Source organism: Parvibaculum sp. (assembly GCF_002684405.1).
Classification (GTDB): domain Bacteria; phylum Pseudomonadota; class Alphaproteobacteria; order Parvibaculales; family Parvibaculaceae; genus Parvibaculum.
This window is the reverse complement of the sequence record NZ_NYVD01000129.1, coordinates 29,048-54,979: the sequence shown is the minus strand read 5'-3', so window position 1 is coordinate 54,979 and position 25,932 is coordinate 29,048. Positions and strand designations below refer to the sequence as shown.

At 62.4% G+C, this 25,932-nt stretch carries 26 protein-coding genes and 1 pseudogene; 16 read left to right on the top strand and 11 right to left on the bottom strand.

Annotation, left to right across the window (positions count from 1 at the left end):
* Nucleotides 1-524 (bottom strand): annotated as a pseudogene (locus tag CMI59_RS12145) (flagellar motor switch protein FliM); the annotation flags it as partial.
* A 39-nt stretch (nucleotides 525-563) separates the two neighbouring features.
* Nucleotides 564-1,061, bottom strand: a complete 498-nt coding sequence (locus tag CMI59_RS12140) for a flagellar basal body-associated FliL family protein (RefSeq protein ID WP_293328516.1) — start codon at nucleotides 1,059-1,061, stop codon at nucleotides 564-566.
* Between the two features lie 331 nt (nucleotides 1,062-1,392).
* Here CMI59_RS12140 and flgF point away from each other — a divergent pair, with 331 nt between their 5' ends.
* The 4 genes from flgF to flgH are packed head-to-tail and all read left to right on the top strand — an operon-like array spanning nucleotide 1,393 to nucleotide 4,761.
* The gene (flgF, locus tag CMI59_RS12135; protein WP_293328515.1) at nucleotides 1,393-2,124 is read left to right on the top strand and encodes a flagellar basal-body rod protein FlgF; all 732 of its coding nucleotides are present in this window, start codon (nucleotides 1,393-1,395) and stop codon (nucleotides 2,122-2,124) included.
* Nucleotides 2,125-2,162: 38 nt separating this feature from the next.
* A complete protein-coding gene (gene flgG, locus CMI59_RS12130) occupies nucleotides 2,163-2,948 on the top strand; it encodes a flagellar basal-body rod protein FlgG (protein ID WP_293328514.1) in 786 nt (261 codons plus the stop codon).
* Between the two features lie 12 nt (nucleotides 2,949-2,960).
* A complete protein-coding gene (gene flgA, locus CMI59_RS12125; protein ID WP_293328513.1) occupies nucleotides 2,961-3,959 on the top strand; it encodes a flagellar basal body P-ring formation chaperone FlgA in 999 nt (332 codons plus the stop codon).
* 49 nt (nucleotides 3,960-4,008) lie between these two features.
* Nucleotides 4,009-4,761: a flagellar basal body L-ring protein FlgH gene (gene flgH, locus CMI59_RS12120; protein WP_293328512.1), complete on the top strand. Its 753-nt coding sequence runs from the start codon at nucleotides 4,009-4,011 to the stop codon at nucleotides 4,759-4,761.
* 97 nt (nucleotides 4,762-4,858) lie between these two features.
* On the opposite strand, the gene dksA is transcribed toward flgH, so the two are convergent.
* Entirely contained in the window at nucleotides 4,859-5,275 is a 417-nt protein-coding gene (gene dksA / locus CMI59_RS12115; RefSeq protein ID WP_293328511.1) for an RNA polymerase-binding protein DksA, read from the bottom strand.
* Nucleotides 5,276-5,448: 173 nt separating this feature from the next.
* Entirely contained in the window at nucleotides 5,449-5,889 is a 441-nt protein-coding gene (locus CMI59_RS12110; protein ID WP_293328510.1) for a flagellar assembly protein FliX, read from the bottom strand.
* Nucleotides 5,890-6,239: 350 nt separating this feature from the next.
* Between CMI59_RS12110 and CMI59_RS12105 the strand changes: the two genes are divergently transcribed.
* From CMI59_RS12105 to flaF, 8 genes are all read left to right on the top strand, one after another.
* On the top strand, nucleotides 6,240-7,307 hold the full coding sequence (locus CMI59_RS12105) for a flagellar basal body P-ring protein FlgI (RefSeq protein WP_293328519.1): 1,068 nt from the start codon (nucleotides 6,240-6,242) through the stop codon (nucleotides 7,305-7,307).
* Nucleotides 7,307-7,636, top strand: coding sequence for a rod-binding protein (locus tag CMI59_RS12100; protein WP_293328509.1), 330 nt, complete (start codon nucleotides 7,307-7,309; stop codon nucleotides 7,634-7,636). The genes CMI59_RS12105 and CMI59_RS12100 overlap by 1 nt, the downstream gene beginning before the upstream one ends.
* Nucleotides 7,633-8,097: a hypothetical protein gene (locus CMI59_RS12095; protein WP_293328508.1), complete on the top strand. Its 465-nt coding sequence runs from the start codon at nucleotides 7,633-7,635 to the stop codon at nucleotides 8,095-8,097. The genes CMI59_RS12100 and CMI59_RS12095 overlap by 4 nt, the downstream gene beginning before the upstream one ends.
* Before the next feature lie 94 nt (nucleotides 8,098-8,191).
* Nucleotides 8,192-9,829: a tetratricopeptide repeat protein gene (locus tag CMI59_RS12090; RefSeq protein ID WP_293328507.1), complete on the top strand. Its 1,638-nt coding sequence runs from the start codon at nucleotides 8,192-8,194 to the stop codon at nucleotides 9,827-9,829.
* Between the two features lie 298 nt (nucleotides 9,830-10,127).
* On the top strand, nucleotides 10,128-11,324 hold the full coding sequence (locus tag CMI59_RS12085) for a flagellin (protein ID WP_293328506.1): 1,197 nt from the start codon (nucleotides 10,128-10,130) through the stop codon (nucleotides 11,322-11,324).
* A gap of 168 nt (nucleotides 11,325-11,492) precedes the next feature.
* Nucleotides 11,493-12,611 (top strand): flagellin, encoded by a 1,119-nt coding sequence (locus tag CMI59_RS12080; RefSeq protein ID WP_293328505.1) that lies wholly within the window; start codon nucleotides 11,493-11,495, stop codon nucleotides 12,609-12,611.
* 271 nt (nucleotides 12,612-12,882) lie between these two features.
* Nucleotides 12,883-13,275: a flagellar biosynthesis repressor FlbT gene (flbT, locus tag CMI59_RS12075; protein ID WP_293328504.1), complete on the top strand. Its 393-nt coding sequence runs from the start codon at nucleotides 12,883-12,885 to the stop codon at nucleotides 13,273-13,275.
* Complete coding sequence (flaF, locus tag CMI59_RS12070; protein WP_293328503.1) at nucleotides 13,259-13,639, top strand: flagellar biosynthesis regulator FlaF; 381 nt, start codon at nucleotides 13,259-13,261, stop codon at nucleotides 13,637-13,639. The genes flbT and flaF overlap by 17 nt, the downstream gene beginning before the upstream one ends.
* Before the next feature lie 104 nt (nucleotides 13,640-13,743).
* On the opposite strand, the gene CMI59_RS12065 is transcribed toward flaF, so the two are convergent.
* Genes CMI59_RS12065 through CMI59_RS12055 form a run of 3 tightly spaced genes read right to left on the bottom strand, consistent with a single transcriptional unit; the run spans nucleotide 13,744 to nucleotide 18,507 of the window.
* Nucleotides 13,744-15,234 carry a flagellin gene (locus tag CMI59_RS12065; RefSeq protein WP_293328502.1) on the bottom strand — a complete coding sequence of 497 codons (1,491 nt, stop codon included), beginning with the start codon at nucleotides 15,232-15,234 and terminating at the stop codon, nucleotides 13,744-13,746.
* A 5-nt stretch (nucleotides 15,235-15,239) separates the two neighbouring features.
* On the bottom strand, nucleotides 15,240-17,111 hold the full coding sequence (flgK, locus tag CMI59_RS12060) for a flagellar hook-associated protein FlgK (protein ID WP_293328501.1): 1,872 nt from the start codon (nucleotides 17,109-17,111) through the stop codon (nucleotides 15,240-15,242).
* Between the two features lie 40 nt (nucleotides 17,112-17,151).
* Nucleotides 17,152-18,507 carry a flagellar hook-basal body complex protein gene (locus tag CMI59_RS12055; protein WP_293328500.1) on the bottom strand — a complete coding sequence of 452 codons (1,356 nt, stop codon included), beginning with the start codon at nucleotides 18,505-18,507 and terminating at the stop codon, nucleotides 17,152-17,154.
* A gap of 303 nt (nucleotides 18,508-18,810) precedes the next feature.
* Between CMI59_RS12055 and CMI59_RS12050 the strand changes: the two genes are divergently transcribed.
* Nucleotides 18,811-19,656 (top strand): MoxR family ATPase, encoded by an 846-nt coding sequence (locus CMI59_RS12050; RefSeq protein ID WP_293328499.1) that lies wholly within the window; start codon nucleotides 18,811-18,813, stop codon nucleotides 19,654-19,656.
* A 60-nt stretch (nucleotides 19,657-19,716) separates the two neighbouring features.
* On the opposite strand, the gene CMI59_RS12045 is transcribed toward CMI59_RS12050, so the two are convergent.
* On the bottom strand, nucleotides 19,717-20,235 hold the full coding sequence (locus CMI59_RS12045; protein WP_293328498.1) for a lysozyme inhibitor LprI family protein: 519 nt from the start codon (nucleotides 20,233-20,235) through the stop codon (nucleotides 19,717-19,719).
* Nucleotides 20,236-20,346: 111 nt separating this feature from the next.
* Between CMI59_RS12045 and CMI59_RS12040 the strand changes: the two genes are divergently transcribed.
* The 3 genes from CMI59_RS12040 to CMI59_RS12030 all read left to right on the top strand — a co-directional run bounded on the left by CMI59_RS12040 (nucleotide 20,347) and on the right by CMI59_RS12030 (nucleotide 22,812).
* Entirely contained in the window at nucleotides 20,347-21,522 is a 1,176-nt protein-coding gene (locus CMI59_RS12040; protein ID WP_293328497.1) for a VWA domain-containing protein, read from the top strand.
* A 147-nt stretch (nucleotides 21,523-21,669) separates the two neighbouring features.
* A complete protein-coding gene (locus CMI59_RS12035; RefSeq protein ID WP_293328496.1) occupies nucleotides 21,670-22,113 on the top strand; it encodes an Rrf2 family transcriptional regulator in 444 nt (147 codons plus the stop codon).
* Between the two features lie 78 nt (nucleotides 22,114-22,191).
* Nucleotides 22,192-22,812 (top strand): class I SAM-dependent methyltransferase, encoded by a 621-nt coding sequence (locus CMI59_RS12030; RefSeq protein WP_293328518.1) that lies wholly within the window; start codon nucleotides 22,192-22,194, stop codon nucleotides 22,810-22,812.
* Nucleotides 22,813-22,836: 24 nt separating this feature from the next.
* Here the strand turns inward: CMI59_RS12030 and CMI59_RS12025 are convergent, their stop codons facing one another.
* Genes CMI59_RS12025 through CMI59_RS12015 form a run of 3 tightly spaced genes read right to left on the bottom strand, consistent with a single transcriptional unit; the run spans nucleotide 22,837 to nucleotide 25,821 of the window.
* Nucleotides 22,837-23,547: an ABC transporter ATP-binding protein gene (locus tag CMI59_RS12025; protein WP_293328495.1), complete on the bottom strand. Its 711-nt coding sequence runs from the start codon at nucleotides 23,545-23,547 to the stop codon at nucleotides 22,837-22,839.
* Nucleotides 23,547-24,797: an ABC transporter permease gene (locus tag CMI59_RS12020; protein ID WP_293328494.1), complete on the bottom strand. Its 1,251-nt coding sequence runs from the start codon at nucleotides 24,795-24,797 to the stop codon at nucleotides 23,547-23,549. Before CMI59_RS12020 ends, CMI59_RS12025 begins: the two co-directional genes overlap by 1 nt.
* 7 nt (nucleotides 24,798-24,804) lie before the next feature.
* Nucleotides 24,805-25,821, bottom strand: coding sequence for an efflux RND transporter periplasmic adaptor subunit (locus CMI59_RS12015; RefSeq protein WP_293328493.1), 1,017 nt, complete (start codon nucleotides 25,819-25,821; stop codon nucleotides 24,805-24,807).
* Nucleotides 25,822-25,932: the final 111 nt, after the last annotated feature.

Here is a 25,932-nt window from a genome sequence, read left to right as displayed (position 1 = left end):
TGCACGTCCTGCAGCACGACCTCGATCATGCGCTGAACGAGATTGAGTTCGATCGTCGTATAGGGTCGCCCCTCGATCCGCATCGCCGCGGTGCCGCGGCGGCCGCCCAGCAGCACGTCGACCACCGAATAGATCAGGTTGGAATCGACGGTGAACATACCGAAATTGTCCCACTCCTTCGCGCGGAACACGCTCAGGATCGCCGGCAGCGGGATCGAATTGAGATAGTCGCCGAAGCGGATCGACGACACATTGTCGAGCGAAACCTCGACATTGTCGGAGGTGAAATTACGAAGCGAGATCGTCATCAGCCGGACGAGCCGGTCGAAAACGATTTCGAGCATCGGCAGGCGCTCATAGGAAACAAGCGCCGAATTGACGATTGCCTGAATGCCCGTGCGTTCGTCGGCCACCTCTTCCTCGACTTCGAAGCCGAGAAGGTTGTCGATTTCGTCCTGGTTCAGCACGCGCTCGGACGTGCCATCGGCATCCTCCTGCGTCTCGTCCAGGGTCTTGTCTTCCATGTCTTGCAGATCGGCGTCGGCCATGAGAATTCGGTCCGCTTACTGAACGATGATTTCCTTGAACAGGATGTCTTTGACCACGGGCGGCTGAATCGCCAGATTCAGGCGCCGCAGAAGCTCTTCCTTCAGGCGCATCATCGCCGCCGAGCCCTTGAGGTCTTCGGGACGGAGCTGCCTGAGATAGGTCTGAAAGCCGTCCAGTACCCGGGGAAGCTGCTGATCGACGATCTTGCTGGCTTCCTGGTTTTCAAGCTGCAGCGACACCCGCATCTTCAGGTAGCGCTGCGGCGGCGGACCGCTCAGATTGGATAGGAAATCGGGAAGGTCGTAGAAAACAGGTGCGACCGCCACCTTCTCTTCCGTCGGGGCGCCGGAGCCCCCCAGCATGCCCGTGAACCAGGCTCCTGCGCCCCCGACGACGAGCAACACCGCAACGAGCCCCCCGACAAGCACAAGCTTGTTGGGTCCCGATTTCTTTTCAGATTTATCGGAGACGCCTTCCACTTCAGTGGACGGATCGACATCTGTCGCGGTCATAGCCCCACCTCTTTTTTGCCCGCGTCATGAAGCGTCCTGCCCAGGACATGTGCTTCACGACAAATCGATCATCGTGGAGTTTAGTTAACGAAGAGTTTTTCAGACCGGCTTCCCTTCATGGATGCGCGTACGCACCCGCGCGAATCCTTATATAGGCGCGCCGGAAAAGCGGCAGATATTGCCGGGTAAAGCCTTCCTCAAGCAAATCCCGCCGCCGGTACGAAAAACCCAAGCCACTGATTTCATTGAGTTATCTGTCTGGCACAGCGCCTGCACATGGAAGTCCGGGATCGAAGCGAAAACCGGACAGCCACCCTAGGACGACTGCACCATGGAAAACGCACTGCTCATCGGATTGTCGAGACAGATGGCCATGCAACGGAACATGTCCATCATCGCGAACAACCTCGCGAACATGAACACCAATGGCTACAAGTCGGAATCCATGCTGTTCGACGAATACGTCATGCCGGTCGCGACCGAGGATGCCCCCGACAAGTCGCTCTCCTTCGTCCAGGATATCGGCCTCAACCGCGATCTGGCCGACGGCAAGCTGGAACCGACCGGCAACCCGATGGACGCCGCCATTTCCGGCAAGGGCTATTTCAAGGTCCAGACCGATGCAGGCATCCGCTACACCCGCAACGGCCATTTCTCGCTCGATGCGCAGGGACGGCTTGTCGATGTCTCCGGCAATCCCGTGCTCGACGACAATGGCTCGGTCATCACCTTCCGCCCCGACGAAGAGGACATCTCCATCGCGCGCGACGGCACGATTTCGACCGATCAGGGACAGCGCGGCAAGCTCGGCCTCGTCGAATTCGACAATGAACGCCTGCTGAAGGCCGCGGGCGGCACGCTCTACACCACCGACCAGGCGGAAGTGCCCGTCGAAAAGCCGCATGTCGTGCAGGGCGCGCTGGAAGGCTCCAACGTCAACGCCATCCTCCAGATGACGAACATGATCGATGTCACCCGCTCCTATGCGAGTGCCCAGAAACTCGTCGACAGCGCCGACCAGATGCGCCGCGACGCCATATCCAAACTCGGCCAGGCCGCCTGAAGCGCCGCCGCGGAATTTTGAGAAAGAGGATCTAGAACATGCAGTCCCTCAGCATCGCAGCCACCGGCATGATGGCCCAGCAGCTCAACGTCGAGGTCATCTCGAACAACATCGCGAATATGAGCACCACGGGCTTCAAGCGTCAGCGCGCCGAGTTTCAGGACCTGCTCTACCAGAACCTGCGCCGCGTCGGCACCAACTCGTCGGACAGCGGCACGGTGGTGCCCGCCGGCATTCAGGTCGGCCTCGGCGTGAAAACGGGCTCCGTCTACCGCATCATGTCGCAGGGCGGCTACCAGAACACCGGGAACGATCTCGACGTCGCCATTCAGGGCCGCGGCTTCTTCCATGTGCAGATGCCCAGCGGCGAAGACGCCTATACCCGCGCGGGCTCTTTCCAGCTTTCCCCCGACGGGCAGATCGTGACCGCCGACGGCTACACCGTGGCCCCCGGCATCACCATCCCGCAGGACGCGACCGACGTCACCATTTCCAGCGACGGACAGGTCCAGGCCAAGATCCCCGGCCAGACCGATCCGCAGATCGTCGGCACGCTGGAACTCGCCACCTTCCAGAACGAGTCCGGCCTCGACCCGATGGGCAACAATCTCTTCCAGGAAACCACGGCAAGCGGCGCCGCAACGCTGGGCAATCCCGACGACACCGGTTTCGGCTCGCTGCAGCAGCGCTTTCTGGAAACCTCGAATGTGAACGCGGTGAACGAAATCACCTCGCTCATCACCGCCCAGCGCGCCTATGAGATGAACGCCAAGATCATCTCCGCCTCGGACGAAATGATGTCCGTCACCTCCAACGTGAAGTAAGGAGCGAGACCGATGATCCGCACTCTTCTCGCCTCCTGTCGCACCGTCGCGCTCGGCCTTCTGCTTGTCGCGGGCGGCGCCGCGCCGCTTGCCGCCGCCGAGCTTCATCCCGCCGTCACCGTGTCGCAGGATGTGGTGACGCTGGGCGATCTCTTCGACGATGCGGGCCAGGCTGCCGATGTCGTCATCGCCCAGGCACCCGCGCCCGGTCTTGCCGGTCAGCTTTCCGTCTCGCGCATTTCGCTTGCCGCGCGGCGCAACGGTATCGACTGGCACAATCATGCAGGCCTCACCCATGTCGTGATCGCCCGCGCAGGCGTTCAGGTGCCCGAAACCGAAATCGCCGCTTCCATCGCCAACGCCGTAACGGCGCGCTCGCCCTCGCTCAGCGACCCGTCTTCCCTTCAGGTGGATTTCGCGCAAGGCCTGTCCGGCATCCAGGTGGCGGACGGCGCGCCCCTCACGGTAAAGGTCGAACAGCTTGCCTGGAACAACCGAAACGGCACCTTCGCCGCCGCCATCCGCGCGCCCGCCGACGATGCGCTCGCCCCGCTGCGCCGCGTGTCCGGCCGCGCCTATCCGGTGCGCGACGTGCCCGTGCTGTCGCGCGACATGACGCCGGGCGAGGTCGTGAGAGCCCGCGACATCGAATGGGTGAAGCTCCCCGCCAGCCGCGTCGCCGGCAACATCATCGGCGCCGAAAACCAGCTCAAGGGCATGTCGCCGCGCCGCCCGGTGCGCGCGGGCGTGCCGCTGCGCCTGTCCGACATGGAGCCGCCCGTCCTCGTCAGCAAGGGCTCGCAGGTGGACGTCATCTACAAGACCGGCGCCCTGACGCTCACCGCCCGCGGCCGCGCGCTTGAAGACGGCGCCATCGGCGATGTCGTCCGTATCATGAATATCCGTTCCAACCGCACCATCGAAGGCACGGTATCCGCGCCGAACACGATCAGCATCGACGCATCCTCCCCCGCCCAGGCATCGCTTGGCGGCGGCGCGGCCAAGGGCTGATCTCCGCGATTAACATTCGGCACCGGACCCAAAGTTAAAGGTTGTTTCCATGATCCCGCGTTCTCTCGTCAAATTCTCCGCCTTCGCCCTGCTCGGCGCCCTGCTTGCCGGCTGCAGCGCCGTGGACCGCATCGAGAATATCGGCCAGGCCCCTGCCCTCGCGCCGGTCGGCGCGGGGTTGACCGCCGAGGTAAACCAGCGCGTGGGCATGCCCATGCCGCAGCCGGAAAAGATCACCTATCAGCCCAATTCGCTCTGGCGCTCCGGCTCCCGCGCCTTCTTCCGCGATCAGCGCGCCAGCCGCGTGGGCGACATTCTCACCGTCAAGATCGACATTGCCGACAGCGCCAAGGTGGACAACACCTCCAAGCGCAGCCGCGACAATTCCGAAGACGCCAATCTCAGCAATTTCATGGGCCTGGAAAGCAATCTGAAGCACGTCCTGCCCGACGCCGTGGACCCGACGAAACTGGTCGGCGCCGGCAGCAAGAGCTCCAGCGCCGGTTCCGGCTCCGTCAACCGCAAGGAATCCATCGCCCTCACCATCGCCGCGGTCGTGACCCAGACGCTGCCCAACGGCAATCTCGTCATTGCGGGCCGTCAGGAAGTGCGCGTGAACAACGAGGTGCGCGAACTCACCGTTCAGGGCGTGGTGCGGCCGGAGGATATCTCCAACACCAACACCATCGAACACACCCAGATCGCCGAGGCCCGGATTTCCTATGGCGGCCGCGGCCAGATCACCGATGTGCAGCAGCCGCGCTACGGCCAGCAGCTCTACGACATCCTGATGCCCTTCTAAGGATCACCCGGCGCATCCGACAGGCAACCTTACCCAATAAAAAACGCGGCCCTCCATGCGGGGGCCGCGTTCTTTCGTCCGGTTTCGCCGACCGCAATCAGTCGTCGCGATAGACCTTTTCCCGCCGCTCGTGGCGTTCCTGCGCCTCGATCGACAAGGTGGCGATGGGGCGCGCGTCCAGCCGCTTCAGGCTGATCGGCTCACCCGTCTCCTCGCAATATCCGTAGGTTCCGTCCTCGAGCCGGCGCAGCGCCGCATCGATCTTGGAGATCAGCTTGCGCTGCCGGTCGCGCGTCCGCAGTTCGAGCGAGCGTTCCGTTTCGCTCGAGGCGCGGTCCGCGATATCCGGATGGTTGGAAGAATCGTCCTGAAGGTGCTGCAGCGTCTCGCGATTTTCCTTCAGGATGTCGTCTTTCCACTTCTCCAGCTTGAGACGGAAATATTCCTTCTGCCGTTTGTTCATAAACGGCTCATCGTCCGATGGCGTATAGCCTTTGGGTAAACGCACTGCCATACCGACGGTCACTCCCTCAAACGAGCCCTAACCAAGCGCGGCGGAGTATATGGAGAGACCCTACGATTCTCAACTGCGCAGTCAGCGATTCGCCGATGAAATATCCGTGAAAATTCAACTGACGCAATGACTTGGCAAAAGGCCAAATTGCCGCAAAAAGCAGCAAAATCAGCTCAGTTTTCGGGATAATTGCCGAATTTGGCCAGTTCCACCCGCGCCCGAAGCTCGATCTGGTCGAGAACGTCCTGGAGGTTCGGATCGGCCACATGGCCCCTCTTGCGCCCGACCACGCCCAGAAGACGGGTCAGCCGGTTGACCGGCATCTTGCCCGAGAGCAGGTCGATCTTCACCTGATCCAGAATATCGAGCATGTCCTCTGCGCGTTCCATGGCGCGGCGCGGTGCGCCCAGCGCATCATCCGCCGCCTCGGCTCCCTGAAGAGCCAGCAGCGCATCGACCGCGCCGATCGATGCCGGCGCACTCAGGCCCGCGCTTGCGCGCGCCTGCCCTGTTTCGCCGATGGAAAAGCTGGAACCCGCGCCCGACGCCGCCGAACCGGCGGATCGCTTGCCTTGCGTTCCCGATGTGCTCTTTGTCTGCCCGATTTTCATCATGGCCCCCAACTGCGCTCACCCATGCGCTTTATGACTATGGAGAATGGATCGCGAGGCTTAAGGCGGGGTTAAATCCGCCCCCTCTCCCGGCAGTTTTTGCCGCCTGAGGCCGGAAAGCGCTGCCGCCCGGCACCGCGGGGCCCGCCCTGCGCTATGCGGCGCCCGCCATCGAAAGCGAGTAAATTCAACAGCTTACAGAACGCTGGAAGCCCTGATCGGCTTTGGCACGGCATTCGCTAGATAGGGGCAGGATCGCTGGCGAAAAACGAGTACCCCCTCTCATGTTCCGCATTCTCTTTTCTTCCCATCGCATTGCCGCGGCTTTTGCCGCCCTTGCCTGCCTGCTGGCCATGATCGTCATGCCGGCGCAGGGCGCCTCGCGCATCAAGGACATCGTCGATGTGGAAGGTATTCGCGACAACATGCTGGTCGGTTACGGCCTCGTTGTCGGCCTCAACGGCACCGGCGACACGCTGCGCAACGCTCCCTTCACCCAGCAAAGCCTGATCGGCATGCTCGAACGGCTCGGCGTCAACACGCGCGGCACCGCGCTCAAGACCGACAATGTGGCCGCCGTGATGGTGTCGGCAAACCTGCCGCCCTTCGCGCCGCAGGGCACCCGCATCGACGTGACGGTCAGCGCCCTTGGCGATGCCACCAATCTGCAGGGCGGCGTCCTGCTGGTGACCCCGCTCATGGGCGCCGACGGTCAGGTCTATGCCGTCGCGCAAGGATCGCTCGCCACCGGCGGCTTTGCCGCGCAGGGCCAGGCGGCCTCCGTGGTGCGCGGCGTGCCCACCAATGGCCGTATCGCCAATGGCGCCATCGTCGAAAAGGAAATCGATTTCAAGCTGTCGGATATGAAGACGCTGCGCCTGGCGCTGCGCAATCCGGACCTGACGACCGCCCAGCGCGTTTCCGCCGCCATCAATGCCTATCTTGGCGGGGATGCGGCCAAGGCCGACAACCCCACCACCATCGACCTCAGGATTCCGCCGAAATTCCGCGACGACGTGGTCGGCCTGCTGACCGAAATCGAGCAGCTCCGTGTCGAGCCCGATGCGCCCGCGCGTGTCGTGATCGACGAAAGCTCCGGCGTCATCGTTATGGGTCAGGACGTGCGTGTCAGCCGCGTGGCCATCGCCCAGGGCAATCTGACGATCTCCGTGCAGGAAACGCCGCAGGTCAGCCAGCCCAACCCCTTCGCCAACAAGGGCCAGACCGTCGTCGTGCCGCGCACCAATGTGCAGGTGGACGAGCAGAAAGACCGCAAGCTCGGCATCCTCGACGGCTCGATCTCCCTTGCCGAGCTGGTGGACGGGCTCAATGCGCTGGGTGTCAGCCCGCGCGACATGATCACCATTCTGCAGGCGATCAAATCCGCCGGCGCGCTGCAGGCCGAAATCGAGGTGATGTGATGGACATGACCGCCCTTCCCTCCGGCGCCTTCCAGTCCGCCTATGTGCATGTCGGCGGCGCGCAGCACGCCGCCAACACACCGCAGGGCAAGGACCCGAAAGCCTGGGCTGCGGCGCAGGACTTCGAGTCCCAGTTCCTCTCCAGCATGTTCCAGTCGATGTTCAAGGGCGTGAAAACGGACGAGACATTCGGCGGCGGACAGGGCGAGGAAATGTTCCGCTCCCTGCTGGTGGACCAGTACAGCCAGGAAATGACCAAATCCGGCGGCATCGGCCTTGCCGACACCGTCTATTCGGAAATCATCAAGCTTCAGGAGCAACACCAATGAGCGCCGAGCGCCGCACTCCCGCCGAGCAACTCCCGCCTGCTGAACTTGCCGAGCGCCTGCTCCGCCTGACGACGAGCCTCACCTCGATCCTGACGCGCGAAACCGAGGCCCTGCAGGCCCGCAAGATCGGCGCTTTGGGCGAATTGCAGGCCGAGAAGATCCGCGTGGCCAATGACTACGCCATGGACAGTCAGGCCGTACGCCAGCGCACCGCACTCATCGACCGCGCGCCTTCCGAAAAGATCAACGAGCTGAAAGCGGCCATGCACGATCTCGACGAGACGCTGCGCCGGAACGAAGAGACCCTGCTCGCCACGAAATCGGTCTCCGACCGGCTGATCCACGCGGTTGCGGAAGGGGTCAGCCGCCAGAAGGCGCCGGCGGGCGGATATGGCGAGAATGCCGCCATTCGCCAGACCCGCGCACGCGACAATTCCATCGCCTTCGACGAGCGCGCCTGATCCGCCCGACCGGGCTTAACCATGCGCTAACCAAGTTTCGGCCATTTTCCATGGCGTTGGGCACCGGCGTCGGCCGGATTGAACGAGGGTGGGCATGGCGTTCGAAATCGAAATCGCAACGGATCCGGTAATTTCCATCGAGGCAACCAGCCTCCGGCAAAAGCTGGATCTGGCAGCGGACGCGGTAAAGGCCTGCGACCCGCTGAAGGCCATCCAGTATCTGGATGCCGTGCTGGCCGAGAAGCCCGACACGCATCAGGCACGCCTCGTCATGGCGCAGGCCCTGACCCTGCTCGATGAGACCGAAGAAGCCTGCAAACACCTCGAAAAGGCATCCCGGCGTGCCGGACAGGACCTGCAGAAACAGTTCGAGGTCGCCCTCGCCTTTGCCGAATGCGGCGAGAAGAAACGCGCCGAAGAGATCTATCGCAAACTGATGCGCAAGGAGCCGCGGATCGCGTCTGCGCGGATCAACCTCGCCTCGATCCTCGACGAGCGCGGCGAAACGCAGGCCGCGGTCGATCTCGTCTCGGAAGTCATCGAGATGTTTCCCGACAATGCCGAGGCTTACAGCAATCTTGGTCGCTATCTGGCCAATGCCGCCATGTTCGACGAGTCGGAGGCCTGCTATCGGCGCGCCCTGATGCTGAAGCCGGACCTGATCCAGGCCGCCGTCAACCTGGGCTCGATGCTTCAGAACGCCGGACGCACGCAAGAGGCGATCCAGCTTTATCAGCAGGCGCTGTCCGTCACGCCTCACAATGCCAAAATCCTCTGGAACCTCGCCCTCGCCCTGCTCGCCACCGGCGATATAGAGAATGGCTGGGATCTTTACGGCTACGGTTTCGAATCCGGCACGCGCACGCCGCTGCGCCCCTTCCCCGGTCTCATCTGGAAAGACGAAGACCTCGCAGACAAGACGATTTTCCTCTGGCGCGAACAGGGGTTGGGCGACGATTTCCGCTTTTCCACCGTCTATCACGACATCGTGGAGCGCGCGGGCCATGTCATCATCGAAACCGATCCGCGCGTGGTGCCGCTCTACCAGCGCACATGGCCCGGCGCGACGGTGCGGGCCGAAACGCGCCTTGCATCGGGCTTTGAAAATTACGGCGACATCGATTTCGACCTCACCGCGCCGGCCGCCATGCCGTCCATTCATCTTCGCCGCAGCCTGGACGCATTCCCGAAAAACCCGCCCCGGCTCGTCGCCTGCCCCGAAAAACGGGCCCGGGCGCGCGAATGGCTCTCTTCTCTGGGGCCGCGGCCCAAGATCGGCATCACCTGGCGCTCGGGTATCTCGAACGCGCTGCGCGATCTCTATGCCACGCAGCTTTCCGACTGGAAGCCGCTTCTGGACGACGACCGCTTCGACATTGTGAGCCTTCAATATTCGAAACCCGAGGAAGAGCTCGCCAAAGCAAGGCAGGAACTCGGCATCACGATCCACGAAATGCCGGGTCTCGACACCCATGACGACCTTGAAGGCGTGGCCGCGCTTCTGTGCGAACTCGATCTCACGGTCGGATCATGGAACGCGGCGACCGAAATGGCCGGCGCGCTGGGAGCCAACGCCCTCGTCTTCGCCCCGATCGAGAATGCCAACCAGCTCGGCACGGGCAGCCTGCCCTGGTATCCCTCCCTCACCGTTTACCCTCAGGCGCCCTTCTGGGACCGCGAGGCCCTGGTTTCCCTGTTCCGCCAGGAAGCGGCAAAGCGCCTGATCGGCTGAGCATTTCCTGCCTGCCGACCGGCAAACTTTGCCGCGGGCCGCGCATCAATTGCCGCCCACGGGGCCCTCAAAAACACTCAACCGATTGTTTTTATTGAAAAAATGGATATGGCACGGCTTGTGCGATATAGCATGCCAGTAGTGACGCGGCGTGGAATCTGGCGCTCGGAAGCGTGAGAAGCCACAGCGGAGAAGGAAAGATCCAGATCCGTTTACGCTGAATTAAGCATTAATTCCGAGTATAGCCGCTGTGCCGTGATGATACGACGAGCCGGCAAAACCCTAGAGGTAGATGACAATGGCTGATGTGGTTCTTTCCGGAGCGATCCGCTCCAATCTGCTCAGCATGCAGAACACGCAGAAGATGCTTTCGGAGACGAACCTTCGTCTCTCGACCGGCCTGAAGGTGAATAGCGCGATCGACAACCCGACCGCCTATTTCACGGCACAGGGCCTGAACAACCGCGCCTCCGATCTGAACACCCTGCTCGATAGCATGGGGCAATCCATTCAGACGCTGAAGGCCGCCGATCAGGGCATCACATCGATCCAGAAACTTGTCGAAAGCCTGAAGGCGACGGCGAACCAGGCGCTGGAAACCAAGATCAGCGCGACCACGCTGACCGGCAAGGCATCCACCGATGTCGTCGGCACCGGCACCACGGCGTCCGGCGCGACCAACACGCTGACCGATACATCCCGCGGCTTCACCTCCGGTGAAACGATCACGCTCACGGTCGGCGAAAAGACTTTCGACTACGCCATTACCGCCTCGAGCGACATCAAGGCGCTTGTCGATGCGATCAACACCGATGCGGGTGGCGACCTGACCGGCGAAGGCGTCACCGCCTCCATCGAGGACGGCCAGATTCATCTGGAAGCCGCCTCGGGCCGCGCGGTCGCCGTCACGACGGACTCCGCCGACAATACCGCGCTCTCCAAACTGCTCGGCACGAAGACGTCCTCGTCCAACGGCGTGAACCGCGACAAATACGAAACGGACTTCAACAATCTGCGCGACCAGATCAAGCAGTTGGCGGACGATGCGAGCTATAAGGGCGTCAACCTGCTCAAGGGCGATATGCTGAGCGTCTTCTTCAATGAAGATCAGAGCAGCAAGATGGATATTCAGGGCGTCCAGCTGACGCCGGACGGTCTTCTGAACATCTCCACGGTTGGCGCATCGGACGGCAATCACGAATTCGAGTCCGACAGCAACATCAGTGATCTGATCAATGGCCTGAACTCCACCACGGATGTTCTGCGCCAGCAGGCCTCCACCTTCGGCGGCAATCTGGGTGTGGTGGAAATCCGCCAGGACTTCACCAAGAACCTCGTGGACACGCTGCAGACCGGCGCCTCCAACCTGACGCTGGCCGACACGAATGAAGAAGGCGCCAAGCTGCTCGCCCTTCAGACGCGCCAGCAGTTGGGCACCACGGCGCTCTCGCTGGCCAACCAGGCCGAACAGGGTGTGCTGCGCCTCTTCGGTTAACCCGAAAATTACCACGACGAAATCAGGCGGGGCCTCGTGCCCCGCTTTTTTTGTGTCCACGACTGAAATCGCAATTCTGTTTACTGGCTCTTAAGAGGCCCGCCCCTATCGTCCATTCAGAGCTCAGGACGAGCTTTTGACGATCATTCCTAGGAAAGGAAATCTAAAATGGGTGGTATTGCTCTTTCTGCTTCGGTTCGTCAGAACCTTCTCTCCCTCCAGAACACGGCCGACATGATGGCGCAGACGTCTTCGCGTCTGTCCACCGGTAAGAAGGTCAACAGCGCTCTCGACAACCCGCAGTCGTTCTTCACGGCTCAGGGCCTGTCCAACCGCGCCTCCGACCTGACGGCTCTTCAGGACTCCACGAAGCTCGCGGTACAGACGCTGAAGTCTGCCGACCAGGGCCTCACCTCGATCCAGAAGCTGGTCGACCAGGCCAAGTCCACCGCCAACCAGGCTCTTCAGGCCAAGGCGACGGCGACGACGCTGACCTCTTCTTCGGTCACCGCGCATGACTTCAGCACGTCTGCCGGTACCAATGAAGCGCTCGACATCATCGTGGGCGGCGCGACGGCGGCCACGGTCACCATCTCGGCCAACATCACCGATGCCGGCGACCTCAAGACCGTGCTCGACACGGCTGGCGTCACGGGCCTGTCGGTCACCGACAATGGCGACGGCACGCTGGGCTTCTCGCTCGCAAGCGGCGAAGATCTCTCCTTCGGTGCGGCCGCCGCCACGTCGCTGGGCATCAACTCCGACAGCTCGACCAATGGCGAAACGGTGACGGAAGCCCGCGCGAGCTACGAGACGGACTACAACAGCCTGCGCACGCAGATCGACCAGCTGGCGACCGATGCGAGCTTCAACGGCGTCAACCTGCTCAATGGCGACAACCTGACCGTGAAGTTCAACGAGGACGGCTCGTCCAAACTCGACATCACGGGCGTGAGCTACAACTCGACGGGCCTCGGCATCAACACGGCCGACTTCTCGAGCGACGCCAAGGTTGCGAGCGCCGTGTCGGAGCTGAACGCGGCGACGAACACGCTCCGCGCTCAGTCCTCGACTTTCGGTGGCAACCTCTCGGTCGTGCAGAACCGCCAGGACTTCACGTCGAACTTGATCAACATCCTGGACTCCGGTGCCGGCGACCTGACGCTTGCCGACACCAACGAGGAAGGAGCGAACATGCTGGCCCTGCAGACCCGCCAGTCTCTGTCCACCACCTCGCTGTCGATGGCCAACCAGGCCGACCAGGCAGTGCTCTCCTTCCTCCGCTAAGGGGAGGCCGGGTACCGGTTTTAGTACGGAGTACGGTATCGAGTATTGGACGGGGGCTTCGGCCCCCGTCTTTTTTGTTGGATTTCAGCCGGCAAACCATGGGCGTATACTGCCCCGGGTGATTCGGGCAGGCAGCAATGCCGCGACCATGTTCTATCCCCTTGGGAACGGGGCCGTTCCTGCGGATAGGACACTGACTGAAAACATGTGACGTGCCCCTGGCGACGATCCCGTCGGCCAGACTTTCACGACACAGGAAGGACAGTGCGACATGGCCTTGAAGGTGGAATTGAAGCCGGGCGAGCGTTTTATTCTGGGCGACAGCGTCATCACCAATGACGACCAGCGGACCCGCCTCTTCATCGAGGGAACGACGCCGATCCTCCGCGAAAAGGACATTCTTCGGCTCGACGAGGCGGATACGCCCTGCAAGAAGATCTATCTCGTCGTGCAGATGATGTATCTCTCGCCGGACCCCCGCCAGCACCACGATATGTACTTCGATCTGGTCAAGCAGGTGCTGGAGGCCGCGCCGAGTACGCGCGCCTATATCGACGACGTGAACAGCAAAATATTAACCGGCGAAATGTATAAAGCTCTCAAGGCAGCTCGAAAGCTGATCGGGTACGAAGGGGAGCTATTGGGGAATGTCTCAAGCACATGAAGCCTACGCCGCGGCAAACCGTCGAGCAGTAAATTCCAGCGATCCACGCTCGTTCGAAGCGGAATTGCTGACCAAGGCCGCGGGCAGACTTCAACGCGCAAAGGACGCCTGGCAGGAAGGCTATTGCGACGAAGAGGACGCCCTCCTCTACAACCGCCAGATCTGGACCGTCTTTGCATCCTCGGCTGCGGAGAAGGAGCATCCCCTGCCCCATGAGATCAAACAGAACATTGCCAATCTGGCCCTGTTCATCTTCAAGCGCACAGCCGAGATCGAAGCCCAGCGCGAGCCTCGCCCGCAGCTCTTCGATCCGCTGATTTCCATCAATCGCGACATCGCCGCCGGTCTCGCCGGCCGGCCGTAATCCTTTCCCCTCATTTCCCCGAAAACGAAAAGGGCCCCGATGGAGGGCCCTTTTTTTGACCGGTGCCCGTCGAACACGACAGGCCCGGGAAATGCATCGAGGGATTAGAGGAAGTTCACCAGCGACATTTGCGAAAGCATCGACGTCACCTGGTAGCTCGCCTGAAGCTGCGTCCGCAGCGTGGTGAGCTTGGCGCCGACTTCATATTCGTCGATGCCCATCTTGTCGCCCAGAACGCCCGAGGCGAGGCCCTGCATCTGATCGTTCCTGTCGAGCGTCTCCTTCAAGGTGGAGGCGGTCAGCCCGAGCTGCGTCACCACCCCTTCCACCGTCTCCGCCCCGGAGGGCGCGGTGATGGTCGAAACGCGCGAGGTCAGGTCCTTATAGGCCTGCTCCGCATGCGGATCGGCCTTGTCATAGGTCACCGCCGACAGCAGCGCCGCCGCCTTCACCGTATCGCGAAGCGAGGTCTGGTTGGCCTGTGCGCCATATTTGATGATGCGGTCGTCGTCGATCACCGCGGTCATGTTCGCGCCCGGCTCAAGCGTCAGGTCGCCCTTGTACCAGAACACCGTATCGTCGCTCGTCGCGTCGCGCAGTCCCGTCGCCGTGTCGAAAGGCGGTCCGTCCACACGTTGTGGCGGATGGCTGCCGTCGAAATCGAAGAACTCGTTGGCGGCCTGCACCGATGAGGCCGCGCGCAGGCTCGTCGCCGCTTCCGTCTTGAGCGAGGCGGAGAGCGCGGCCTGAAAATTCGTCGCCGTATCCGCGGCACTCGCGCCGATCGTGAATTGTCCCTCCGCCGGCGGATCGTCCGTCGTCGCCGTCAGCGTAACGCGCGTCGTCGTGCCGTCCGGCAGGTCGAAATCCATGCTGATCGTATCGCCGCCCGACGGCTGGCTCGCGCCGAACTGAACGCTCATCGACGCCGGCGTGCCCGTCGGACCCGTCACCGTGGCGTTGGCGAGACTGGAAGAGACGCCGGTCATCTTGAAACCGAAAATGCCCGTCTGCTCGCCCACCGTCACCGTGTCGGCCGCCGGCGAGGTCACATCGAGACGGCCAAGACCGTTCGCCCCCATATCCGCCTGGCGGCGTTCGTCGACAAACTGCGTCAGGCCCGCATGGCTCGCATCGCCGTTGAGCATCGCATCGGGCAGTTCCACCGGCTTTTTCTGCGTCGCAGACCCGGCGAAAAGATAGCGGTCCTCGACATTGAGGTTCAGCAGATTGACCAGCTCGTCGAGATTCATGCCCGCCGAAAGCTGCCCGCTGTTCTGCGTCCCGCTCACCATGTCGAACTCGGTGGTGGCGCCCGTCAGCCGCAGGCCGGACGAAATATCGGAAACCCGCGTCAGCGAGTCCGCCATGGACTTCACCCGAAGCGAGGTCAGGTTGATCGTATCGTTGTAGGACCCCAGATTGCGCATCTGGCTCTGCAGCGACAGCACGACATTCTTGTCGGTCCCCAGCCCGCCATAGCTGTCCGAGATCACGCCCGAACTCAGCTGCTGCTGGAGCGTGGTGAACTCCGAGCGCATCTTGTTGATCGAGGTCTGCAGATTAAGCGACTGGGAAAGCGTGGAAATATGCATGTTCGTTACCTGCCGATGCTCATAAGCACGTCGAAAAGCTGGGAGACCGTGGTCATCACCCGTGCATTCGCCGAATAGGCGTTTTGCAGCACGAGAAGACTGGAAAGTTCGTTATCCACATTGACGCCCGTCTCGCTGTCGAAGCGGTCCTGAAGCGATTGCGACACGACCTCCTGGGAGGCAAGGTCGTTCTTCGCGTTGGAAGCCTGGGTCGACTGATAGGAGACGACGCGCTGCGCAAAGGAGGCGAGAGACCCCGTATAGGGAGAACTCGTGCCGCCGATCCCCGTGGACGGCGAAAATGCCCTGCCCGCCTGCGTCAGCCGGTTGTAGAGATCGACCGGCCGGGAGGAGTCGCCCGCCGAATTCGTGCCGCCCACCGTCTGATAGGTCACGAGCAGCGAGTCGTCGGCCACGACGTCGGGATTGATCGTAATGCGCGCGGCAAAGCCCGTCTTCTGGTCGACCGCGCCTTGCGCATTCGTGAAGAGCTTGCCCTGCCCGCCATCGACGAACAGCGCAAGCCCGGTGCCGCTATCCGTCAACGAGGTCGGCGTCACCGTCGCACTCAGCGAATTGATATTTGAAGTGCCCGCCGCACCGTCGTCCAGAATGCGGATCGTATTGCCCGACGGGTTCGACACCTGCACCGCGGCGGGCAGCGCCGCCTGCATGTCGGCGACGATACCCGCCATGGGCTGGTTGAAATCGATCCCCACCACCGTGTCGCCGGTCTGCGCCGTATCCGTATCGGAAAGCGGCAGCGCTGACGCATCGTCCACCCAGACGAAGGTCACCGTCTGGCTCGTCCCGCCGACATCATAGGTCAGGCTGATCGAATTGCCGTCCTGAAGCGCGCTCGTATCGAGGTCGAAGCCGGCCGCCGCGCCGCTGGTCGCAGCCGCGCCGTCGACCTTTTCCTGCGACATGGAAAGCGCGAGCTGGCTGGCGATTTCGTCGAGCTGGTTCTGCGCTTCGGGAAGGATCTTGTCGCGCAGTTCCAGATAACCGCCGATGGAGCCGCCCTTGAATGCCCCCGCCGCCACCAGGTCGACCCTGGTCGACCCGGAAACGAGGCTGACCGTCCCCACCGTGCGCTTGGCCGGATCGGTGTCATAGACGGATGAGGCGTTGATCTGCGTGTGCTGGTCGAAGCTGAGATCCGCCGGCGTCTTGTCCAGCAGCAACTGTCCGCCGCCGGTGAACACCGTCACCGTGCCGTCGTCGCGCTCATTGACCTTGATGTCCATGAGCTTCGACAATTCGTTGATCGCCAGGTCCCGCTGGTCCTGCAGGTCGGCGGCGGAAAGCGAACTGCCCACGCGCTGCGAAATCTGCTGGTTGAGATTGGCGACCTTTTTCAGCAGCGTATTGGCCTGCGCAATGCCGTCGGAGATATTCTGCTCCGCCTCCAGCCGCAGGTCCTGCACCGTCTTGGACATGCTGTTGAGGTCGGTCGCGACGTGCTTGGCCTGATTGAGAAAGGTCAGCCGGGCGGCGGAATCTTCCGGGCTCGTGATGAGATCGGAGAGCCGGGCGGCCAGCTTGTCGATCGACGCCGAGATGGACGTCTCGGACTCCGGCGAGCCGAACATCCGGTCGAGACGCGACAGCATGTCCGATTTGGCCGTCAGCGCGGAGGTTGCCGCACTCTCCGTCCGGATCTGCTGCTGCAGAAAGGCATCGACATGACGCTGCGCGGCCAGCCTCGTCACGCCGCGGCTTTCGCCCGCGACGATCAGATTGGTCTGATCGATGGATTTGGCCGTATAGCCGACCGTATTGGCGTTCGCGATATTGCGCGACGTCACATCGATGCCGGCCTGGCTGGCGGCGAGGCCGCTGCGCGCGGCGTTGAGCGCCTGTGTAAGGCTCATATCCTGTTGCCCTTAATGCTGGGACCCGGCATGAAGCGCCTTAGCGCTTCATGTTCAGCGTTTCCTGCGTGAGCTGGTCGACGGCGGTAATGATGCGCGATCCCGCCGTATAGGCCTGCTGCGTCGTGATCAGCTTGGCGAACTCGTCCGCCAGATCGACATTCGAGGCTTCGAGCGAAGAACCGACCACCTCAGCGCCCTTCGTCAGGAACGCCTCGCCCGATTCCTGCGTGGCCTCGAAGGCTGTGCCGTCGACCTTGTTGAGCGCGTTCGCATTGCCGAAATTCGCCAGCGATACCTCGGCCAGATCCACCGTCTTGCCGTTGGAATAGGTGCCGGTGATACGGCCATTGTCGCCCACCGCGATCCCCACCAGCGAACCGGACGGATAGCCGGTCTGGTCGAGATTGTTGACCGACACCGTGCCGTTGCCCTCGTCCCACTGCGTGATGCTCGCAGCGCCGTGATCGATCGTCACATCGCCCAGACTGACGCCATTGACCGCCATGCCCGTAACGGTGACGGAATTGACCGGCGGATCCATCTGGCCGTCGGTAAAATTGTAGTCCTGGCCGACATTGGTCCATTTGGTGGCAGCGCCGGTCGCGCTGTCGTCGCTCTTGTAGAAGAGCTGCCACTGGTCGCCGCCGCCTGCCTCATTGTCCACCTTCGCCCAGCGAAGCTGCACGCTGATCGGCTGGCCGAGCGTGTCATAGGCCGTCACCGCCCCGCCAGACAGGCTGCGGTCGAGAAACGCGGTTTCCTGGTTGGCCGGCACGACCGAAAGGTCCGCCGTGCCCAGATCGCCCGGCGTCAGCAATTCGCTGTTGGCGATATCCGGGTCCGCCACCGCCGTCTTCGGATAGGACGGCAGGTTCGCCTCATAGGAAATCACATCCGTGGGCCGCGCCTTGAGGAAGTCGCGGCTGATCTGGATCAGGCCCGGCGTGTCGCCGACGGGATTGCCGGTGTCCGGATCGACCATCAGGCCCTGAAGCGAATAGCCCGACTGGTTCGTCAGATAGCCATATTTGTCGAGCGAGAAGTCGCCGCGCCGCGTGTAATAGTCGACCTCGTCATAGACCGGCTTGCCATCCACGGTCGCGACCGGCGAAGACACGATGAAATAGCCGCTGCCATTGATCGCCATATGGGTTTTGGTCGCGGAGGCATCGATCGAGCCCTGCACCGTATTGGTGTAGCTCGGCTTTGCCATCACCGCGCCCGGCAGATGGTTCCGGCTGGTGGAAGCGGTCACGATGTCTTCGAAGCTCGTTTCCGTACGCTTGAAGCCCGTCGTCTGCGAATTGGCGATATTGTCGGAAATATTGCCCAGCGCGCTGGACTGCGCGCGGATGCCGGTAACGGCGGTGGTCATCGTCCCGTAGAAACTCATGGCCTGTCTCCATGCTTGATGTCCCGGACCTCTTGCCGCGGGACTTGGCTTGCGCCTCAAGGAGCAAGAACAGGACCACGCCCTATCATTGAATAATTTCAATGACTTGTGGAATTCCCGGCACCGTCCGCCGCCCCCTTTGCCCGGCACTCTGTGCCCGCCGCCCGGCAGTATTTGCCGTGTCGGGGCCCCGATCGCGGCCATATATGGCTTTTCCTTGAACGCAGGCAGCCGACGCCCTAGTTTCGTCGCGTCCAGACATTGCTAAACAAACCTATAGTGCCGAGGGAGATCACTAGTCGCATGAAGTTCGAGGGAACAAAGAATTACGTCGCCACCGAAGACCTTCGCGTGGCGGTCAATGCCGCGATCACGCTTGAGCGCCCGCTGCTGGTGAAGGGCGAGCCCGGCACCGGCAAGACGGTGCTGGCCGAGGAAATCGCCAAGGCGCTGGATGCCGAGCTCATCACCTGGCACATCAAGTCCACCACCAAGGCGCATCAGGGCCTTTACGAGTATGACGCGGTGTCCCGCCTGCGCGACAGCCAGCTCGGCGACGAGCGCGTGCACGACATCCGCAACTACATCGCCAAGGGCAAGCTCTGGGAAGCCTTCGAGCGCGAGAAGCGCCCGATCCTGCTGATCGACGAGATCGACAAGGCCGATATCGAATTCCCGAACGACCTGCTGCAGGAACTCGACCGGATGGAGTTCTACGTCTACGAGACGAACGAAACCATCAAGGCCGCCCAGCGCCCCATCGTCATCATCACCTCCAACAATGAGAAGGAACTGCCGGACGCCTTCCTGCGCCGCTGCTTCTTCCATTACATCAAGTTCCCGGACGACGAGACGATGCAGGCCATCATCGACGTCCATTTCCCGGGCCTGAAGGGCCAGCTCGTCAAGGAAGCGCTGTCGATCTTCTACGAGATCCGCGAAGTGCCGGGCCTGAAGAAAAAGCCCTCCACGTCTGAACTTCTGGACTGGCTGAAGCTTCTCATGTCCGAGGACATCTCGCCGGAGACGCTGCGCGAGAAGGACCCGACCAAGCTCATCCCGCCGCTCCACGGCGCGCTGTTGAAGAACGAGCAGGACGTTCACCTCTTCGAACGCCTCGCCTTCCTCGCCCGGCGCGAACGGAACTAGGCGTCGCGTCCATCGAAAAGCACTGAAAAGCCGGATCGGGTCCTCCCGCTCCGGCTTTTTTCATTCCGGCTTGGCGATCAGCGGCTCGCTGCCAAGGAAATCGTCGAGATCCTCCGCCCGCTCGCGCGCCATATCCGTCTCGCAGCCTTCCTTGATCGCCACATACATCGTGCCCTGCGTCATGTCGAACCGGTCGCAGCGCACCTTTCGATAGGCCTCGAAGCTCGCCGCCGATTCTTCGAGCCATTTGTCGATTTCGGGCGAGCCCAGCGCCTTCACCGCCGCCATCCGCTGCCTGACCTGCCCCATCCAGTAGCCCGTCGCCTCGCCCTGGCACTCATTCATCGCGGATTGCGTCCAGCCCCGCCCTTCGGCGCACGCCTCGAAGAATTTGTCGGTGCAATAGGAAGTCGCCCCCTTGAGCGGCGCCCCGTCGGCCTTTTCCTGCATGGCGGCCGCGTCATAGGAGGCCAGACAGCCCTCAATGGCCTTCGCCGCCGGATCGCCCGCATCCGCCGAAAATCCCGGTCCGGCGGCCAGAACAAGCAGCATCGGCAAAAAGGTCAGGAAACGCCCCATTTCCGCCTCCCCCATTCCCTGCGGTCTCGCCCCTTCAAACCGGGGCGCATGAGGGTTAGATTAGCGCAACTTGGATATTTCTGAATACCGCCCCGGGAGGGCCCGCACCGCATGTTCGTCAATTTCTTCCAGGAACTCCGCACCAACAATGTGCCGGTCAGCCTGCGCGAATATCTCACCCTGCTCGAAGCGCTGGACGCGCATGTCATCGAGCAGAATGTGGAGGATTTCTATTTCCTCTCCCGCTCCGCGCTGGTGAAGGACGAACGCAATCTCGACAAGTTCGACCGCGTCTTCTCCCATGTCTTCAAGGGCCTCGACATGATGAGCGAGGCGGACCTCGCCGAAATCCCGGAAGAATGGCTGCGCTCGCTGACCGAGAAATTCCTCACCGAGGAAGAGAAAGCCGAGATCGAGGCACTGGGCGGCTGGGAAAAGATCATGGAGGAGCTGCAAAAGCGCCTCGAGGAACAGGACGAGCGCCATGAAGGCGGCAACAAGTGGATCGGCACGGGCGGCACCTCCCCCTTCGGTGCGAACGGCTACAATCCGGAAGGCGTCCGCATCGGCCAGAAGGAAGGCCGCCACGGCAAGGCCGTGAAGGTCTGGGACAAGCGCGAATATAAAAACCTCGACGATCAGGTCGAACTCGGCACGCGCAACATCAAGGTGGCGCTCAGGCGCCTGCGCCGCTTCGCCCGCGACGGCGCACCGACCGAACTCGATCTCGACGATACGATCCGCTCCACCGCGCAAAACGGCTATCTCGACATCAAGATGGTCCCGGAACGCCGCAACAAGATCAACGTGCTGATCTTCTTCGATATCGGCGGCTCCATGGACAGCCATATCAAGCTCTGCGAGGAGCTGTTTTCCGCCGCGCGGACGGAATTCAAGAACATGGAATATTTCTACTTCCACAACTGCCTTTACGAAGGCGTGTGGAAGGACAATCGCCGCCGCCATACCGAGAAGATGGATACCTGGGACGTGCTCCACAAATATCCGTCCGACTACAAGGTCATCTTCGTCGGCGACGCCACCATGAGCCCCTATGAGATCACCTATGCGGGCGGCTCGGTGGAACACTGGAACGAAGAGCCCGGCGGCATCTGGCTCGAGCGCGTCAACCAGATCTACGAAAACTGCGTCTGGCTGAACCCTGTCGCCGAGCGCCACTGGGAATACACGCCCTCGCTCCAGATCGTGAAACAGATCATGGCCGAGCGCATGTTCCCGCTGACGCTGGAAGGCCTCGACGGTGCCATGCGCGAACTTTCGCGCTAAACGCAAAAAGCGGGAACTCTCGCGCTAACTCATAAACGTCATTGCGAGGAGGCGTCAGCCGACAACGCAATCCAGCCCTGCCCGTCTCGCGGTCGCGGTCGCGGGAGGCTCTTGACGCCCGCCCTTTCATGTAACTATAAAAGTTACATGAAATCCAACAGCCAATTGTCCCTCGCCCTTCATCTCCTGCTGCACATGGCGGATATGGAGGAGCCCGTCACCTCCGGGCTGCTCGCTTCGGCGATGAACACCAATCCCGTCGTGATCCGCCGCCTGATGGGAGGACTTCGCGAACACGGCATCGTGCAATCGAGGAAGGGACATCACGGCGGCTGGACCCTCTCCCGCCCTCTGGCGGAGCTGACGCTGCGCGACGTCTATCTCGCGCTCGGCGGCGGCCCCCTGCTCTCCCTCACTCACCGGACGCAGAACCCGGACTGCCTCATCGAGCAGGCCGTCAACGAAACGCTCGACGGCGCGTTTCGCGACGCCGAAGCCCTGCTCCTTGCCCGTTTCGCGGATCTGTCCCTCGCCGCCCTGCAATCGCGCATACACGCAGCGATCCACAGCCCCGCGCATCTCTGTGCCTGAAAGGAAAACCGCACCGTGAACCAGTTCCTGAAATCTTTCGAGGACCCCGAAGCCGTGGCGCGCTATACCGACGGCCCCATGCGCTTCGTGCCGGGCCTTGCGGATATGCACCGCATGACGGCGATCCTACTGGCCGAACGCGCCCCGCAGGACGCGCGCATTCTGGTGCTCGGCGCCGGCGGCGGTATGGAGCTGAAAGCGCTCGCCGAAGCCCAGCCCGGCTGGACCTTCGACGGCGTGGACCCCGCCCCGGAAATGCTGAAACTCGCCGCCCGCACCCTCGGGCCGCTGGCCGATCGTGTAGACTTGCATGAGGGCTATATCGAAGATGCGCCGGAGGGCCCGTTCGATGCGGCGGTATGCCTCCTGACCCTGCATTTTCTGGAACGCGAAGAACGCGAGCGCACCGTGGCGGAAATCCACCGCCGCCTCGCACCCGGCGCCCCTTTTGTGGCGGTCCACGCCAGCTTTCCGCAAAGCGCCGCCGAACGGGCGCTCTGGCTGTCGCGCTATGCGGCCTTCGCTATCGCCGCCGGCATCGAGCCAGCCATCGCCGAAAACGCCCGCGCCGCCGTCGATGCCAGCCTGCCTGCCATCGAGCCGGAGGACGACGAGGCGATTTTCCGCACCGCCGGTTTCTCGGATGTCAGCCAGTTCTATGCGGCCTTCACCTGGCGCGGCTGGGTCGCCTACGCCTGAGGGCGGCGGAAAGACGGCCCTGCGCTAGCCGTGTTTCGTATCCGACACGATCTCGCCATCCACCAGATGCACATTGCGCATCGCCGCTTCCGCGAAGGCGGGCTCATGCGTGACCGCGATGATGGTGCGCCCCTCTTCCTCCGCCAGCCGCCGGAAGATATCGCGCACCACCTCGCTGTTTTTCGTATCGAGATTGCCGGTGGGCTCGTCCGCCAGAATGATATGCGGATCGTTGCCGAGCGAGCGCGCAATCGCCACGCGCTGGCGCTGGCCGCCCGAAAGCTGGTCCGGCATCTTCTCCGCCTGGTCGGCGATCCCCAGCCGGTCGAGAAGCGCCAGACCGCGCTCCGTCAGCTCCTTTTCGCTCAGCCGCCCGAGACGCCGCATGGGCAGCGCCACATTATGCAGCACGCTGAATTCCGGCAGCAGGAAATGAAACTGGAAGACGAAGCCGAGACGCGATAGCCGCAGCGCCGCCAGCTCGTTCGACGAAAGCCCCGCCGTCGTCTGTCCGCCGATCAGCACCTCGCCTTCGCTCGGCACATCCAGCAGCCCGAGCAGATAGAGCAGCGAGGATTTGCCGGAGCCGGACGGCCCGGTGATCGTGACGAACTCGCCGCTCTCCACTTTCAGGTCGATATCGTGAACGAGCCGCACCGGCACGGCGAGATCGAGAATGCGCGTTACGTTGCGCGCCTCGACGAGAACACCTTCCTGGAGCCGTGCCGCCCCCATCACACAGCCCCCCGGATGATGTCCACCGGCTGCACCTGCGCCGCCTTGCGCGCCGGGATCCAGGCCGCGCCGATCGCTGCGATCAGCGAGAAGGCACCGCCGACCGCCCATTGAAAGATGCCCCAGTCGAGGACGAAGCCCTGCCGGTCCGCCATGCCTGGCACGTTGAACTTCACCTGCCCCAGAATACCCAGCAGGCCCCAGCCGATAGCCCACCCCATCAGCATGCCGAGCACGCCGACAAGAAAACCCTGCATCAGAAAGATGTACTGGATGTCGGCCTCGCGAAATCCCATCGACATCAGGATGGCAATGTCGCGGCGCTTCTCCAGCACCACCGTCGAGATGATGTTGAAGATGCCGAACGAGGCCACGATCATGATCGCCGAGACGATGGAATACATGATCGCATTACGGATGATGAAAAGACCGAGAATGTCCCGGTTCACTTCCTGCCAGCTTTCCGAGCGATAGCCCCAGCGCGCTTCCAGCCCCGCGGCGATGGCCTCCGCCTGGTTCGGATCGGGCACCTTGATGCGAAGCTGGTTGGCGATGAAGGGCTTGTCGAGCAGCACCTGCGCATCCTTGAGCAGCATGTAGATCTGCCCCTCGTCGAGCAGCAGATTGCCGGTGTGGAAGATCCCCACCACCTTCATACGTTTCACCAGCCCCGCCGGAGACACCACCGTCGCGAGATCGCCGAGCTTCAGGCTCAGCCTGGTGGACATGCCCGAGCCGATCACGATCCCGTCGGATGCGGTGCGCAGCCGCTCGAGGCTGCCCTCCCTCATATCCTCGGCAACCTTGGTCAGCAGTTTTTCCTTGGACGGATCGATGCCGATCAGCGAGGCGCTCACATCCTTGTTGGCATAGCGCACGATGGCCTGTCCCGTCAGCGCGGCTTCGGCGATATAGCCCGGCCGCTTCGACAGTTCCTCCACCTTCTCGCCATAGTTCTTGATGCCGCGCAGATATTCCCGCGGCTTGACGTTTTCCAGCTTCACCGCCGCCTTGGGAAACCGGATGAAGACCGGCTGCTTGGCAGGGTGGCGGAACTCGTCCTTGACGGTGATATGCGGCGAGCTGTTCACCAGCCGGTCCACGAAATCCTTTTCCGAGCCGGACATGATGCTGGAGACGCCGATAAAGAAGCCCACGCCCAGCGCCACGCCCAGCACCGACACGACGGTCTGCCGGCGCCGATGGGTCAGCTGCGCAGCCGCGATGGAAAAGGCGACACGCCAGAACATGGGGGCCCTAGTCCTTTTCGGCCGGGGCCGCCTGCACACGCTGCCCCTCTTCAAGACCGGACGGCGGGTTCGCGATAACCTCGGCCGTGTCGTCGAGACCGCTTTTGATCTCCGCCATTTCCTCGCCCACCGTGCCGAGCGTCACATCGGCAAGATGCGCCCGGCCATCCTTGAACACCCAGACCCCCGCGCCCGATATCGCCGTAACGGGCACAAGCAGCGCATCCTTGCGCTCATCGACGACGATATTGATTTCCGTCGTCATGCCGGAAAGCAGCGGCGTGTCGGACGGCAGCAAAATATAGACGCGATAGGTCCGCGCCACCGGGTCGCCATGCGGCGTGATCCGGCTCACCCTGCCCTTCAGCGCCTGGCCGGAAAACGCATCCGCGCGAATGAGCGCGACCTGCCCCGGCTTGATGCGCGGAATGTCTTCCTCATCGACCTCGGCGTTGATTTCCAGCGAAGAGGGATCGCCGATCAGGAAAAGATTCTGGTTGGCGCCCACCATGTCGCCGGGCTTGATCTGCTTCACCGAACGCAGAACTTCGCCTGTGAGCGGCGCCAGAATGAAATGCTCGTCGAGCCTTGCCTTGGCGCCCTCGACGGCGCTTTCGGCGGCCTGCGACACGCTCACCGCCTGATCGAGCGCCGCTTTGGAAACATGACCGCCCTTGAAGAGGCGCCTGGCGCGCGAAAGATCGGAGCGGGCAAGATCGAGCTTCGCCCGCGCTTCCTGAAGCTGTGAAATGGCCTCACGGGCATCGAGAACGGCGAGCACCTGCCCCTCGCTCACCTTTTCTCCCTCGCGCACCGGCACATCGGTCACACGGCCGATAACCTTGGACCCAACATAGGCGTAACGAACGGATTCGACCGTCCCCGTGGCATAGACCGCTTCCACCGCCTCGCCGCGATGCGGCTTTACCGTCTGTACACTTGCCGGGCTGAAAATCAGAAAAAGGCCGCCCGCGAGGACGCCCAGCAATATCAGCCCACCGACCCAGAGGAATTTTCTGGACATTCGCAACCCGCTCTCGTGACGCCATACCCGCGCTGCCCCTTATATCAGAAACAGCCGCTAAATGGCGTCCCCGGGGTTGACCTATCGTCGCATTGGAGGCCGCAATAGGGA